At 68.7% G+C, this 14,233-nt stretch carries 13 protein-coding genes and 2 riboswitches; of the genes, 9 read left to right on the top strand and 4 right to left on the bottom strand.

What is annotated here, in order from left to right; genetic code table 11:
- The 4 genes from FGD71_RS45125 to gcvT all read right to left on the bottom strand — a co-directional run.
- The coding region (locus FGD71_RS45125) for a serine dehydratase beta chain (protein WP_276147195.1) at nt 1–509 on the bottom strand (509 nt) is incomplete at its 3' end.
- Nucleotides 510–587: 78 nt separating this feature from the next.
- A complete protein-coding gene (gene glyA / locus FGD71_RS45130; protein WP_119106431.1) occupies nt 588–1,850 on the bottom strand; it encodes a serine hydroxymethyltransferase in 1,263 nt (420 codons plus the stop codon).
- A 13-nt stretch (nt 1,851–1,863) separates the two neighbouring features.
- On the bottom strand, nt 1,864–2,241 hold the full coding sequence (gene gcvH, locus FGD71_RS45135; protein WP_119106432.1) for a glycine cleavage system protein GcvH: 378 nt from the start codon (nt 2,239–2,241) through the stop codon (nt 1,864–1,866).
- A gap of 127 nt (nt 2,242–2,368) precedes the next feature.
- A complete protein-coding gene (gcvT, locus tag FGD71_RS45140) occupies nt 2,369–3,499 on the bottom strand; it encodes a glycine cleavage system aminomethyltransferase GcvT (RefSeq protein ID WP_119106433.1) in 1,131 nt (376 codons plus the stop codon).
- Between the two features lie 35 nt (nt 3,500–3,534).
- A riboswitch (glycine riboswitch) is annotated at nt 3,535–3,648 on the bottom strand.
- Nucleotides 3,649–3,745, bottom strand: a riboswitch (glycine riboswitch). It lies immediately after the preceding riboswitch.
- A gap of 187 nt (nt 3,746–3,932) precedes the next feature.
- Here gcvT and FGD71_RS45145 point away from each other — a divergent pair.
- The 9 genes from FGD71_RS45145 (at nt 3,933) to FGD71_RS45185 (ending at nt 14,218) form a co-directional block, all read left to right on the top strand.
- Nucleotides 3,933–4,601 (top strand): AAA family ATPase, encoded by a 669-nt coding sequence (locus FGD71_RS45145; RefSeq protein WP_240437076.1) that lies wholly within the window; start codon nt 3,933–3,935, stop codon nt 4,599–4,601.
- Between the two features lie 105 nt (nt 4,602–4,706).
- Complete coding sequence (locus FGD71_RS45150) at nt 4,707–5,483, top strand: enhanced serine sensitivity protein SseB (RefSeq protein WP_119106434.1); 777 nt, start codon at nt 4,707–4,709, stop codon at nt 5,481–5,483.
- Nucleotides 5,484–5,735: 252 nt separating this feature from the next.
- Nucleotides 5,736–6,515, top strand: coding sequence for an enhanced serine sensitivity protein SseB C-terminal domain-containing protein (locus tag FGD71_RS45155; protein ID WP_119106435.1), 780 nt, complete (start codon nt 5,736–5,738; stop codon nt 6,513–6,515).
- A gap of 338 nt (nt 6,516–6,853) precedes the next feature.
- Nucleotides 6,854–7,864, top strand: coding sequence for an ABC transporter permease (locus FGD71_RS45160; RefSeq protein ID WP_119106436.1), 1,011 nt, complete (start codon nt 6,854–6,856; stop codon nt 7,862–7,864).
- A gap of 61 nt (nt 7,865–7,925) precedes the next feature.
- Nucleotides 7,926–9,713, top strand: coding sequence for an ABC transporter substrate-binding protein (locus FGD71_RS45165; RefSeq protein WP_119106437.1), 1,788 nt, complete (start codon nt 7,926–7,928; stop codon nt 9,711–9,713).
- 115 nt (nt 9,714–9,828) lie between these two features.
- Nucleotides 9,829–10,827, top strand: a complete 999-nt coding sequence (locus tag FGD71_RS45170) for an ABC transporter permease (protein ID WP_119106438.1) — start codon at nt 9,829–9,831, stop codon at nt 10,825–10,827.
- Nucleotides 10,824–11,927 (top strand): ABC transporter ATP-binding protein, encoded by a 1,104-nt coding sequence (locus FGD71_RS45175; protein WP_119106439.1) that lies wholly within the window; start codon nt 10,824–10,826, stop codon nt 11,925–11,927. The genes FGD71_RS45170 and FGD71_RS45175 overlap by 4 nt, the downstream gene beginning before the upstream one ends.
- 23 nt (nt 11,928–11,950) lie before the next feature.
- The gene (locus tag FGD71_RS45180; protein WP_240437077.1) at nt 11,951–13,210 is read left to right on the top strand and encodes an ABC transporter ATP-binding protein; all 1,260 of its coding nucleotides are present in this window, start codon (nt 11,951–11,953) and stop codon (nt 13,208–13,210) included.
- Between the two features lie 150 nt (nt 13,211–13,360).
- Nucleotides 13,361–14,218 carry a thioesterase family protein gene (locus tag FGD71_RS45185; RefSeq protein WP_119106440.1) on the top strand — a complete coding sequence of 286 codons (858 nt, stop codon included), beginning with the start codon at nt 13,361–13,363 and terminating at the stop codon, nt 14,216–14,218.
- Nucleotides 14,219–14,233 lie beyond the last annotated feature (15 nt).

Below are 14,233 nucleotides of genomic sequence, written 5' to 3' on the forward strand. Positions count from 1 at the left end.
ACGGTGTCGTCGAGCTTGATCCGGTCCGCGCCGACCGCCTCCTCGTCCACGACGAAGCCGCCGCCCACCGAGTAGTACGTCTTGGAGAGGAGTTCCGTCCCGTCGGTGTCGTACGCCCAGAGCGTCATGCCGTTCGCGTGGTACGGCAGTGCCTTGCGCCGGTGGAGGATCAGGTCGTCGTCGAAGGAGAAGGCGATTTCGTGCTCGCCGAGCAGCTTGAGGAGCTTCTCCGAGCGGATCGCGTCGACGCGGTCGTCCGCCTTCTCCACGTCCACCGTCCGCGGAGACTCGCCCTCCAGGCCGAGCAGGACCGCCTTCGGCGTGCCGTGGCCGTGGCCGGTCGCGCCGAGCGAGCCGTACAACTCGGCGCGCAGCGAGGCGGTGGGGGCCAGCAGGCCCTCGTTACGCAGGCGGCGGGCGAACATCCGCGCCGCGCGCATCGGGCCGACCGTGTGGGAGCTGGACGGGCCGATGCCGATCGAGAAAAGGTCGAAGACCGAGATGGCCACGGTGACTCCTCACAACGGGGGTGGAACAGAGTGGGGCACCGCGCACGCACGTTCAGGCTGCGCGGTGCCCCCGAGCGGTTACTTCAGGCCGGGATACAGCGGGTGCCGGCCGGCCAGGGCGGACACCCGGGCCTTCAGGGCGTCCCGGTCGTACACGGGCTTCAGCGCCTCGGCGATGATGTCCGCGACCTCGGCGAAGTCCTCGGCCTCAAAGCCTCGGGTAGCCAGGGCCGGCGTTCCGATGCGCAGGCCGGAGGTGACCATCGGCGGACGCGGGTCGTTCGGGACGGCGTTGCGGTTGACCGTGATGCCGACCTCGTGGAGGCGGTCCTCGGCCTGCTGCCCGTCGAGCTCGGAGTCGCGCAGGTCGACCAGGACCAGATGGACGTCCGTACCGCCGGACAGGACATCGACGCCGACGGACTTGACGTCGTCCTGGACCAGGCGCTCGGCGAGAATCCGCGCGCCGTCCAGCGTCCGCCGCTGCCGCTCCTTGAAGTCCTCCGAGGCCGCGACCTTGAACGAGACGGCCTTGGCCGCGATGACATGCTCCAGCGGGCCGCCCTGCTGACCCGGGAAGACGGCCGAGTTGATCTTCTTCGCCAGCTCCGCCGTGGACAGGATCACGCCACCGCGCGGGCCGCCCAGCGTCTTGTGCGTCGTGGTCGTGACCACGTGCGCGTGCGGGACGGGGTTCGGGTGCAGGCCCGCCGCCACCAGACCCGCGAAGTGCGCCATGTCCACCATCAGATACGCGCCGACCTCGTCGGCGATCCGGCGGAACGCGGCGAAGTCCAGCTGACGCGGGTAGGCCGACCAGCCGGCCACGATCAGCTTCGGCTTGGACTCCTTGGCGAGGCGCTCGACCTCGGCCATGTCGACCTGGCCGGTCGCGTCGTCCACGTGGTACGCGACCACGTTGTAGAGCTTGCCGGAGAAGTTGATCTTCATGCCGTGGGTCAGGTGGCCACCGTGCGCGAGGTTCAGGCCCATGATCGTGTCGCCGGGCTTGAGCAGGGCGAACATCGCGGCGGCGTTGGCCTGGGCGCCCGAGTGCGGCTGCACGTTGGCGTGTTCGGCGCCGAAGAGCTCCTTGACGCGGTCGACGGCGATCTGCTCGACCACGTCGACGTGCTCGCAGCCGCCGTAGTAGCGGCGGCCCGGGTAACCCTCGGCGTACTTGTTGGTGAGTACGGAGCCCTGGGCCTCCATGACCGCCACCGGAGCGAAGTTCTCCGACGCGATCATCTCCAGGGTGGACTGCTGACGGTTCAGCTCGGCGTCGACGGCGGCGGCGACGTCCGGGTCGAGTTCAGAGAGGGGCTGGTTCAGAAGCGACATCGGTCAGGAGTCCTCAAGATCCGGAGAATTCGGTGTACTCGTCCGCGGAGAGCAGGTCCTTGGGCTCCTGCGCGATGCGAACCTTGAACAGCCAGCCGCCTTCGAACGGGGCGGTGTTCACCAGCGCGGGGTCGTCCACGACGTCCTGGTTGATCTCCGTGATCTCACCGGACACCGGCGAGTACAGATCGCTCACCGACTTCGTCGACTCCAGCTCGCCGCAGGTCTCGCCCTCGGTCACCGTGGTGCCGACCTCGGGGAGCTGGGCGTAGACGACGTCGCCGAGCGCGTTGGCCGCGAACTCGGTGATGCCGACCGTCGCGACGCCGTCCTCGGCGGCCGACAGCCACTCGTGCTCCTTGCTGTAACGCAGCTGCTGGGGGTTGCTCATGGCCTGAATTCTCCTGTACGCGAGAGAGTGCTGATGAACGGGTGGGCTGGTGAGACGCCCTTTGCGCTACGAGGCGGCACACGGGGTCGCACGTCACGTCGGCGCGCCGGCGACCCCGATGCCGGGACTACTTGCGGCGCTTGTAGAAGGGCAACGCCACGACCTCGTACGGCTCGTGACTGCCCCGGATGTCCACGCCGACACCGGGCGTGCCGGGCGCGGCGTGCTCGGCGTCGACGTACGCCATCGCGATCGGCTTGCCGAGCGTGGGCGAGGGCGCGCCCGAGGTGACCTCGCCGACGACCTCGCCGCCGGCGACGACCGGGTATCCGGCGCGCGGGACGCGGCGGCCCTCGGCGATCAGACCGACAAGGACACGCGGGGGGTTCTCCTGGGCCCTGGAGGCGGCCTCGGCGAGCGCCTCGCGCCCCACGAAGTCGCCCTCCTTCTCGAACTTCACGACCCGGCCAAGCCCCGCGTCGAACGGCGTCAGCGAGGTGCTCAGCTCATGCCCGTACAGCGGCATGCCCGCCTCCAGGCGCAGGGTGTCGCGGCAGGACAGCCCGCAGGGGACCAGGCCCGCCGAGGAGCCCGCCTCCGTCAGCGCCTGCCACAGCTTCTCCGCGTCGGCCGGGGAGACGAACAGCTCGAAGCCGTCCTCGCCGGTGTAGCCGGTGCGGGCGATCAGGGCCGGGACGCCCGCGACCGTGCCGGGCAGGCCCGCGTAGTACTTCAGGCCCTCCAGGCCGGCGTCGGTCAGCGACTTGAGGATGCCAGGGGACTCGGGGCCCTGGATGGCGAGCAGCGCGTACGCGTCGCGGTCGTCGCGCACGGCGGCGTCGAAGCCGGCGGCGCGCTCGGTCAGGGCGTCCAGCACGACCTGGGCGTTGGAGGCGTTGGCGACGACCATGTACTCGCTCTCCCCGAGCCGGTACACGATCAGGTCGTCGAGGATGCCGCCGTCGGCCCGGCAGATCATGGTGTAGCGGGCGCGGCCCACGCCGACCGAGGAGAGGTTGCCGACCAGCGCGTGGTCGAGGAGCCGGCCGGCCTGGGGACCGGTGACGGTGATCTCGCCCATGTGGGAGAGGTCGAAGAGGCCGGCCTTGGTGCGGACGGCGATGTGTTCGTCCCGCTCGGAGCCGTACCGCAGGGGCATGTCCCAGCCGGCGAAGTCGGTCATCGTCGCGCCGAGGACACGATGCAGGGCATCGAGCGCGGTGCGCCGTGGTGTGAGGGGCGCGGCGTTACTGCTCATCGGTTCTGCTCCCAGGGCATGACAGGCGAGGTCGTTCCTCCCCATCTGTCATCGGAACCTGAGAGGTTCGCCATGACCGTCGGTAGTCGGCGGTCACGGTTTGCACCTTGGGTGGAGCCACTGGACAGCGGCCCGCTTTTCAGATGTGCCTCGCCCGCGCGGTAACGGGGCCTGAGAGATTCAAGGGAGGGACTTGCTCCTTCGGCGCCCGGGTACCCGTACCCGGAACTCTCCCGCGCGGATTCAAGCGGCCGGTATGCAGTTGGCGCGCACATCATTGCACGCCTGGGTGCGGCACGGCAGGGGGACCTTTCACAGTGATCTGTGACGGGGCTGTGGCAGGACGAGTACCAAAATGACAGGTGGCACGCATTACCTTCTCTTTACACTCGACGGGGATGGGTCTCCCGACCCCAAGGGGAGGACGATCAGCGTGAACAGGACCACGGTGTATGCGACAGGTACGGCCGTCGCACTGCCCAAGCAGCCCGCTGCCCCGGCCAGGGAGGCGTGCGGCCCGCTCCCGGCGCCCGTCGTCCGCGATCTGCGGGACCGCGCGGGACACAGTCCGCACGGCCTCCGCTTCGGCGCGGCCGACCTGGTCGTGGTCACGGGCCTCCCGGGCAGCGGCAAGTCGACCCTGATGCGCCGCGCCGTGACGGGCCTCCGTATCGACTCGCAGGACACCCGCGACCGTTGGGACCGCCGGCTGTCCCGCTTCGTGCCGTACGCGATCTACCGCCCCCTCGTGCGGGCCGCGCACTACGCGGGCCTGCGCCGCGCCCTGCGCTCCGGCGAGGGCGTCGTCGTGCACGACTGCGGCACACAGGCCTGGGTGCGCAACTGGATCGCTCGCGAAGCCAGGCGCCGGGGCGGCACGCTGCACCTGCTGCTGCTCGACGTCCCGCCGGACACCGCGCTGGACGGCCAGCGCGAGCGCGGCCGCGGCGTCTCGCGATACGCCTTCGCCCGGCACCGCGGCGCGGTCGCCCGGCTGTTGCGCTCCGTCGAGGAGGGCGACCTGCCGGAGGGATGCGGCTCGGCCGTCCTCGTCGACCGTGCCGCGGCGGACGTGCTGCGGCGGATCGACTTCGGTGACTGAGCCCCTTCGGCGACGGAACGCCACTGGACGCCGCGTGGGGTGAAAGCTCCGCAGGCGATAGGGTTTACCCCCATCAGCAGAGGTTCCGAGCAGATGGTTACGCAGATGGACATACCGGTACAGGCACACCCTCACCCGCATGCCGGCTGGCCCGGCAACGCGCTGGAGGAGGTGCTCGCCGCGTCCCTCGGCGCTCCCGTGGGGCCCTCGGCGGGTGCCCGCATCGTGGAGGTCCTCGGGCGCAGCTTCCTCTGGGTCCCGCTGCCCAATGGCGGCGGCCCGCACAGCGGCCCGCTCGACCTGCCGATGATGGAGCTCGACGGCCAGGCCTACGTTCCGGTCTTCAGCTCGGAGCAGCAGTTCCGGCAGATCGTGGGCGACCACATGTCGTACACGATCGCGCCCGCCGTGGAGTTCGCGCGCGGACTGCCGCCGCGGGTGGGCATCGCGGTGAACCCGGACGGCACGGTCGGTGTGCCCCTGCCGCCGCCCGCCGTCGCCGCGTTGTGCCGCGCCGGACGGACCGAGCTGGACGGGCCCGCGAGCGGCGGCCGGGTGCGGCTGTTCGAGCCCGACTGGCAGGAGGACCCGGTGGACTTCCTGGCCGCCGCCTCCGCCGAGTTCGCGGCAACCGGTGTCGTGCTGAGCGCCCGCCGCTGCCTGGCGAGCATCGAGGGGGACGACCCGGTGATGTTCATCGGCGTCGAACTGATCTCCTGGGACGAGGGCGTGCGTGCGCTCCCGTTGGACGCCCTGGGACGGGCGCTCGCCCGGGTGCCGGTGGCGCTGCCGGTGAACCTCGTGTTCCTCGACGTCGCGCAGGACCCGGTGGGCGACTGGATGCGCGCCCGCGTGCGCCCCTTCCATCGGCACGGACACTGACGCCACGGGGGCACAGCCGCGGCCGCGTGCGCCGAGCCGCTGTCAGGATGGCGACCTAAGCTGGTTTCATGGCTCGGTCGGGGTTGGGGGTCTTTCACTCGGGGGTCCGGCCCAACGGCTGAGGCGCCAGTGAGTGCATCGGCCCCCGGACGATGCAGAATGGCTCGGTCGGGTGGTGCGCGCTTCAATTACATGACGCACGCCGGGCCTGTGGGGCATGTTGACGGGTATGTCGCGAAGGGGCGGTAGAGGGTGAGCGCGTCGGGCACAGCCGCGGCCGGGCAGGTCGAGCACATGCTGCGCCAGGTGACGCCCGGGCGTTACGACGCCTACGAGGCGCTCCTGCGGGCGCTCGCGACGCCCTCCGCGGGTCAGGTCTGGATGCTTCTCTGGCACGGCCAGGCCGGCTCGCCGGACGCCCAGTACGGGAACATGGAGGTGGAGGGCTTCGGTTACGCGCCCTGCGTCACCTCCGCCCAGGAACTCTCGGCGAGCGGCTGGAACCGTTCGTACGAGGTCGTCGACGGCCTCGACGTGGCCCGCACCCTCTACCCCGACCACTACGGCCTCTGGCTGAATCCGCACGCGCCCGGCGGTGGCGTCGGCATCCCCTGGCTGGACCTGCGCCGCATCGCCACCGGCCTGGAGCGGCAGCCCGCGGGTCCGCTCCGGATGGCCGAACCGGGCATCGAACTCCCGCAGTTCTACGCTCTGCTCGCGCAGAACGCGCATCGCACCGCCGCCGTGCGCTCGCTGCGCCGAGCCTGGGTGCAGCCGGCGCTCGGGGCGCCGTATCTCGCCATCGGCCTCGATGTGTACGACACCAGTCCGCCCGCCGTGGACTCGGTACGGGCGATGATGCAGCAGTCCATCGGCGCCGTGCCCGACGGGCTGCCGGTATCGACCGTCGCGATGTCCGACGGGTACGACCCGGTGGCCATGTGGATGCGGGCCAACGCGCGGCCGTTCTACGACCGGGAGGCCCATGCGGCCCCCGCCCCGGCCACAGGTGGCTTCCCGGGCACGTACTGAGCCCGCTCCGCCGTCTTCCCCTCGAAAACCGCTTGCACCACTCGCCACGAGTCACCGCGCGTAGATTGTCCAAATCTACGCGGGTAAATGGGGTAGTGATCCCCTTACGCCCCAACTATCCCCCGTCCGCCACCCGTTATCGGCAGTCCGGATAACGGAACACCCCAGACAGCATCACGGTTAGGCATCCATTCACCGCCAAGTCTGGCAACAGATCGCTGAACCGTTGAAGACTCCGGCTCCAGGGGTGTTCTCCCCTGCGTTCGACAGACTGATCACGCCGCTACCGCGGCAAGTGGGGGCCGGCTACCGCCGGTTTGAGAGGGGTCGCTGCCACGATGACGGCACCATTGCACGAGCCGACCGCGGAAGCGGCCCCGAGTGCTGCCGAGGAGGCGGCGACAGCCGGCTCCGCCGAGGCCAAGTCGGTACAGGGGCGTTCCCTCGGCCGGATCGCCTGGGAGCGCCTCAAGCGCGACAAACTGGCTCTCACGGGCGGCGTCGTCGTCCTCGTCCTGATCGCGATCGCGTTGCTCGCACCGGTGATCACGAACCTGGTCGGGCAGGACCCCGAGACGCACCACGAGGACCTGATCGACCCTCTCTTCTCGACTCCCAAGGGGTCGTTGGGCGGCATCAGCGGGGACCACCTCTTCGGTGTCGAACCGGTCAACGGGCGCGACGTGTTCGCCCGCATCGTCTACGGCGCCCGTATCTCGCTCCTGGTCGGCTTCCTGTCCGCCCTGGTCGCGGTCGTGATCGGCACGGTTCTCGGTGTCCTCGCCGGCTACTTCGGCGGCTGGCTGGACGCCCTCATCAGCCGGGTGATGGACGGTCTGCTGGCGTTCCCGCAGCTGCTGTTCATCATCGCGCTGGTCTCGGTCATGCCGAACGAGATGCTGGGTCTCACCGGCACCGGCGTGCGCCTCTTCGTGATGATCCTGGTGATCGGCTTCTTCGGCTGGCCCTATGTCGGACGTGTGGTGCGCGGCCAGACGCTCTCGCTGCGTGAGCGCGAGTACGTCGAAGCGGCCCGCAGCCTGGGCGCCGGGCGGCTGTACATCCTGTTCAAGGAGCTGCTGCCCAACCTCGTCGCGCCCATCATCGTCTACACGACGATGATGATCCCGACCAACATCCTCACCGAAGCGGCGCTCAGCTTCCTGGGCGTGGGCGTCAAGCCGCCCACGGCCTCCTGGGGACAGATGCTTTCCTCCGCGGTGGACTACTACGACTCGGACCCCATGTACATGGTGATCCCGGGTGTAGCGATCTTCATCACCGTGCTTGCCTTCAACCTTTTCGGCGACGGCGTACGCGATGCGCTGGACCCGAAGGGTTCTCGCTGAACTGCCGTACCCCCAGGGCCCGTCACCCATCGGCGGGCCGCTACACACACGGAGGATCCGAGTGACTACCCAACGCACCACAGGGCGGCGCAAGCAGGCCGTGGCTGCCGCAGCCGTGGTCGCTGCGCTGCTGTCCACGGCGGCGTGCGGCGGCGGCAACGACGACGACGGCGGTTCGAAGAACGGCGCGGCCGGCTACGACGCTGCGAACAACAAGGTCGCGCAGGCCTCGCTCGCCAAGAAGGGCGGCACGCTGAAGTTCGCCGGTGCCCAGGACGCCGACTCGTGGGACACCACGCGTGGTTACTACGGCATGGCGTGGAACTTCATGCGCTACTACAGCCGTCAGCTGGTGACCAACAAGCCGGAGCCCGGTGCCAAGGGCGCCGAGATCACGCCGGACCTCGCCACCAGCACGGCGAAGATCACCAACAACGACAAGACGTACACGTACACGCTGCGCGACGGGATCACCTGGGAGGACGGCAAGCCGATCACCTCCAAGGACATCAAGTACGGCATCGAGCGCGTGTGGGCGCAGGACGTGCTGTCCGGCGGCCCGGTCTACCTGAAGGACGTCCTCGACCCCAAGGGTGAGTACAAGGGCCCCTACAAGGACACGTCCAAGGACAAGCTGGGCCTGAAGGCGATCGAGACGCCCGACGACAAGACCATCGTCTTCAACCTGCCCGCGGCGAACTCCGACTTCGAGGAAATGCTCGCCATGACCTCGGCGTCCCCGGTCCGCCAGGACAAGGACACCAAGTCGAAGTACGGTCTGAAGCCGTTCTCCTCCGGTCCGTACAAGTTCCAGTCGTACACGCCGAACAAGTCGCTCACGCTGGTCCGCAACGAGAACTGGAAGCAGTCCTCGGACCCGGTCCGCAAGGCGTACCCGGACAAGATCACGCTGACGCTGTTCACCAACGCCAATGACATGGACCAGCGTCTGATCAACGGCGACTACGACCTGGACATCAACCAGACCGGTCTGTCGCCGCAGGGCCGCACCACCGCCCTGAAGGAGCACAAGGGCAACCTGGACAACCCGGTCTCCGGCTACATCCGTTACGCGGTCTTCCCGCAGACGGTCAAGCCGTTCGACAACGAGCACTGCCGCAAGGCCGTGATCTACGGCGCCGACCACGAGTCGCTGCAGACCGCGCGCGGCGGCCCGGTCGCCGGTGGTGACATCGGCACCAACATGCTCCCGCCGTCCGTCCCGGGCTCCGAGGGCCAGAAGTACGACCCGTACGAGATGGCCGGTGCCAACAAGAAGGGCAACGTCGCCAAGGCCAAGGAAGAGCTGAAGGCCTGCGGCAAGCCGAACGGCTTCAAGACCACCATCGCGGTCCGCAACAACAAGCCGGTCGAGGTGGCCACCGCCGAGTCCCTCCAGGCGTCGCTGAAGAAGGTCGGCATCACCGTCGACATCGACCAGTACGACGGTGCGCAGAGCTCCGGCATCATCGGCAGCCCCTCGAACGTGAAGAAGAAGGGCTACGGCATCATCATCATGGGCTGGGGCCCGGACTTCCCGTCCGTCCAGGGCTACGGTCTGCCGCTGTGGCACAGCAAGTACATCCTGGAGAGCGGTAACAACAACTTCGCGATGATCGACGACAAGACGATCGACGGCCTCTTCGGCGACTACGTCAAGGAGCTGGACGACGCGAAGAAGGAGCAGATCGCCACGGAGATCAACCACAAGGTCATGGAGGGCGGTTACTACCTGCCCTTCGTCTTCGAGAAGTTCATCAACTGGCGCTCGAACCGGCTGGCGAACGTGTACACGACCGACGGCTACAGCGGTCAGTACGACTTCGTCAACCTCGGCCTGAAGAAGTAACTACGACCGGCACACCCGCCGTACGGCACGAAAGGCAGGTGAAGGCCGGCGCGGTGTGATCGTGGGCCACCGGAAGACCTCCGGTGGCCCACGGTCCGCCGCCGGGCCGAGAGCAGTGCTCGCTTACCTCATCAGGCGGCTCTTCGCCGCCGCAGTGATGCTGGTGGTCATCATCCTGGTGGTCTTCTGCATCTTCTTCCTCGTCCCCCGGTGGGCGGGCGTGGACCCGGCCACGATGTTCGTGGGCAAGCAGGCCGACCCGGGGGCCATCGAGGCGGTGCGCCAGAAGCTCGGCCTCGGCGAACCGATCTTCGTCCAGGTCTGGGAGTTCTTCAAAGGCCTCTTCGTGGGACGCACCTACGCGGCCGGCGGCGATGTGACCAACTGCGCGGCACCGTGCTTCGGTTACTCCTTCCGTAACGAGCAGGCCATCTGGCCGGTGCTCACCGACCGCTTCCCGGTGACCCTGGCCCTCGCGCTCGGTGCCGCCGTGCTGTGGCTGCTGTTCGGTGTCGCGGCGGGCGTGCTCTCCGCGCTCAAGCGCGGAACTCTGTGGGACCGCAGCGCGATGGTCGTCGCCCTCGCCGGCGTCTCGCTCCCGATCTACTTCACCGGCCTGCTGTCGCTGGCGATCTTCAGCTACGGACTCGGCTGGCTCGACGCCCAGTACGTGCCCCTCGAGGAGAGCTTCGGCGGCTGGTTCGGAGGCATGATCCTGCCCTGGGTCACCCTCGCCTTCCTCTACGCGGCTATGTACGCCCGGATCACCAGAGCCACGATGCTGGAGGTCATGGGCGAGGACTACATCCGCACCGCGCGCGCCAAGGGCCTGCGCGAACCGGTCGTCATCGGCAAGCACGCGATGCGCTCCGCGATGACCCCGGTCCTCACCATGCTCGGCATGGACCTCGGCGCCCTGATCGGCGGCGCGATCCTCACCGAGACCACGTTCAGCCTTCCCGGCCTCGGGCAGGCGGTCCTCAAGGCGATCAGCGACAAGGACCTGCCCGTGATCCTCGGCGTCACCCTGATCACCTCCCTCGCGGTGATCATCGCCAACCTCGTCGTGGACATCCTGTACGCCGTGATCGACCCCCGAGTGAGGCTCGCATGACCGACCTCAGTAAGAGCTCCGGGGCGGCGATGACCGAGCCTGTCGTCAGTGACTCGCCCGCCCCCACCGCCTTCCTCGAAGTCCGCGACCTGAAGGTGCACTTCCCGACCGACGACGGCCTGGTCAAGTCCGTCGACGGGCTCAGCTTCACGCTGGAGAAGGGCAAGACCCTCGGCATCGTGGGCGAGTCCGGCTCCGGCAAGTCGGTGACCTCGCTCGGTATCATGGGCCTGCACACCGCCGGCCAGTACGGCAAGCGCAAGGCGCGGATCTCCGGCGAGATCTGGCTCGACGGCACGGAACTGCTCTCCGCCGACCCCGACCACGTACGCAAGCTGCGTGGCCGTGAGATGGCGATGATCTTCCAGGACCCGCTGTCGGCGCTGCACCCGTACTACACGATCGGCCAGCAGATCGTGGAGGCGTACCGGATCCACCACGACGTCGACAAGAAGACCGCCAAGCGCCGTGCCGTGGAGATGCTCGACCGGGTGGGCATCCCGCAGCCGGACAAGCGGGTCGACAACTACCCGCACGAGTTCTCCGGCGGTATGCGCCAGCGCGCGATGATCGCGATGTCGCTGGTGAACAACCCCGAGCTGCTGATCGCGGACGAGCCGACGACCGCCCTCGACGTCACCGTCCAGGCGCAGATCCTCGACCTCATCCGGGACCTGCAGAAGGAGTTCGGCTCCGCGGTCATCATCATCACCCACGACCTGGGCGTCGTCGCCGAGCTGTCCGACGACATCCTGGTGATGTACGGCGGCCGGTGCATCGAGCGCGGTCCTGCCGAGAAGGTGTTCTACGAGCCCCGCCACCCCTACACCTGGGGGCTGCTCGGCTCGATGCCGCGCCTGGACCGTGACCAGCAGGAGCGGCTCATCCCGGTCAAGGGCTCCCCGCCCTCGCTGATCAACATCCCGTCCGGCTGCGCCTTCAACCCGCGCTGCCCGTACGCGGACGTCCCCAAGGACAACGTCACCCGCACGGTCCGCCCCGAGCTGTCCGAGGTCGGCAGCCAGCACTGGGCCGCCTGCCATATGACGCAGGAGGAGCGGGAGCGTATCTGGACCGAAGAGATTGCGCCGAAGCTGTGAGTGAGAACGCAGAGGACAACGCAGTGAGCATCCCTGCACAGAGCGACGGCGCGGCGAAGGGCGCAGCGAAGGGCGCGACCCTCACCAAGGACGTCGCCCCCGGCGAGACCCTGCTGAAGGTGACCGGGCTCCAGAAGCACTTCCCGATCCGCAAGGGCCTGCTCCAGCGGCAGGTCGGCGCGGTGCGGGCGGTCGACGGCATCGACTTCGAGGTGCGCGCGGGCGAGACCCTGGGCGTCGTCGGCGAGTCGGGCTGCGGCAAGTCGACGATGGGCCGGCTGATCACCCGGCTGCTCGAACCGACCGCGGGCAAGGTCGAGTTCGAGGGCAGGGACATCACGCACCTCGGGGTCAGCGGTATGCGCCCGATGCGCCGTGACGTCCAGATGATCTTCCAGGACCCGTACTCGTCGCTGAACCCGCGCCACACGATCGGCACCATCATCGGGGCCCCCTTCAAGCTCCAGGGCGTCGAGCCCGAGGGCGGTGTCAAGAAGGAGGTCCAGCGGCTGCTGTCGGTGGTCGGCCTCAACCCCGAGCACTACAACCGCTATCCGCACGAGTTCTCCGGCGGCCAGCGTCAGCGCATCGGCATCGCCCGCGCGCTCGCGCTCAACCCCAAGCTGGTCGTGGCGGACGAGCCGGTCTCGGCGCTGGACGTGTCGATCCAGGCGCAGGTCGTGAACCTGCTGGACGACCTCCAGCAGGAGCTGGGCCTGACGTACGTGATCATCGCGCACGACCTGTCCGTCGTACGCCATGTCTCGGACCGTATCGCGGTGATGTACCTCGGCAAGATCGTGGAGCTCGCGGACCGCGAGTCGCTCTACAAGGCGCCGATGCACCCGTACACCAAGGCGCTGATGTCGGCCGTGCCCATCCCGGACCCCCGGCGCCGGTCCGCCAAGAGCGAGCGCATCCTGCTCAAGGGCGATGTGCCCTCGCCGATCGCGCCGCCGAGCGGCTGCCGGTTCCACACCCGGTGCTGGAAGGCCACGGAGATCTGCACCAAGCAGGAGCCGCCGCTCATCGAGCTGAAGCCGGGTCAGCAGGTCGCCTGTCACCACCCGGAGAACGCCGAGGACCAGGCACCGCAGGACACCGTGCTGCTGTCGGCGGCGAAGGAGGCGGTCGAGCTGGTCGCGGTGGGCACGGCGGCCGAGTTGGCGGCGGCGGAGAAGGCTTCTGAGGCCGCGGTGGAGGAGACCGCTGTGGAGGAGACCGCTGTGGAGAAGAGCGCTGTGGAGAAGAGCAGCGATCGTCCGGAGTCGACCGACAAGTAGGACGCAAGAGCAGTACGCGAACGGGAGAGCGCCGATCACGGCGCTCTCCCGTTCTTCGCGTTGCCGGACGGCGAATGGAGCGGTGTGAGATGTCACGCAGCCGAAACACAAAAAGCTACTGCTTAGTAATCTCTGTTGTACGGTTCAACCATGTCAGAAGCAGCTTCCATACAGGCCGTCCGAGCCACGATCGGCGACAGCGAGTTCGACCGCGACACCGCGGTCACCCGGCGCGAACCGGGCGTCTACGACATCGACCTGTCCGCCGGCTGGACGATCATCAACGCCGTCAACGGCGGCTATCTGCTGGCGGTCCTGGGTCGCGCGCTCGCGGACACCCTGCCGCACGGCGATCCGTTCACGATCTCCGCGCACTACCTGACGGCATCGCAGCCGGGTCCGGCGGTCGTCCGCACGGATGTCGTACGGACGGGCCGCACGCTCTCGACGGGCCAGGCGTCCCTGTTCCAGTACGACGAGGCAGGCCGGGAGGTCGAGCGGATCCGCGTCCTCGCCTCGTACGGGGACCTGGGGTCCCTGCCCGACGACGTCCGTACGACGGCGAAGCCGCCCACGATTCCGCCCCTGGAGCAGTGCTTCGGCCCTGCCGACTCGCCCACTCCCGTCACCGGCAGCTCCGCCATCACCGACCGGCTGATGCTCAAGCTCGACCCGGCCACCCTGGGCTGGGCCCTCGGGGCACCGTCCGGCAAGGGTGAGATGCGGTCCTGGTTCGGGCTTGCCGACGGTCGCGAAGCCGACCCGTTCTCGCTGCTGCTCGCAGTCGACGCGTTGCCGCCGACCGCCTTCGAACTGGGCCTGTCCGGCTGGGTCCCCACCGTCGAGCTGACCGTGCATATACGCTGCCGCCCGGCGCCCGGCCCGCTGCGGATCTCTATCACCACCCGGAACCTCGCCGGCGGTTTCCTGGAGGAGGACGCCGAGGTCTGGGACAGCGCGGACCGGCTGGTGGCGCAGTCACGGCAGCTCGCACGGGTCAGGCTCTGACCGGGATCCTGGGCG

It is taken from the genome of Streptomyces sporangiiformans, assembly GCF_005768555.2.
GTDB classification, from domain to species: Bacteria; Actinomycetota; Actinomycetes; order Streptomycetales; family Streptomycetaceae; genus Streptomyces; species Streptomyces sporangiiformans.

Coding starts and splice junctions, on each gene's coding strand:
- glyA (WP_119106431.1), bottom strand. CDS start 1,850: ATGTCGCTTCTGAACCAGCCCCTCTCTGAACTCGACCCGGACGTCGCC.
- gcvH (WP_119106432.1), bottom strand. CDS start 2,241: ATGAGCAACCCCCAGCAGCTGCGTTACAGCAAGGAGCACGAGTGGCTG.
- gcvT (WP_119106433.1), bottom strand. CDS start 3,499: ATGAGCAGTAACGCCGCGCCCCTCACACCACGGCGCACCGCGCTCGAT.
- FGD71_RS45150 (WP_119106434.1), top strand. CDS start 4,707: ATGGACATACCGGTACAGGCACACCCTCACCCGCATGCCGGCTGGCCC.
- FGD71_RS45160 (WP_119106436.1), top strand. CDS start 6,854: ATGACGGCACCATTGCACGAGCCGACCGCGGAAGCGGCCCCGAGTGCT.
- FGD71_RS45175 (WP_119106439.1), top strand. CDS start 10,824: ATGACCGACCTCAGTAAGAGCTCCGGGGCGGCGATGACCGAGCCTGTC.
- FGD71_RS45185 (WP_119106440.1), top strand. CDS start 13,361: ATGTCAGAAGCAGCTTCCATACAGGCCGTCCGAGCCACGATCGGCGAC.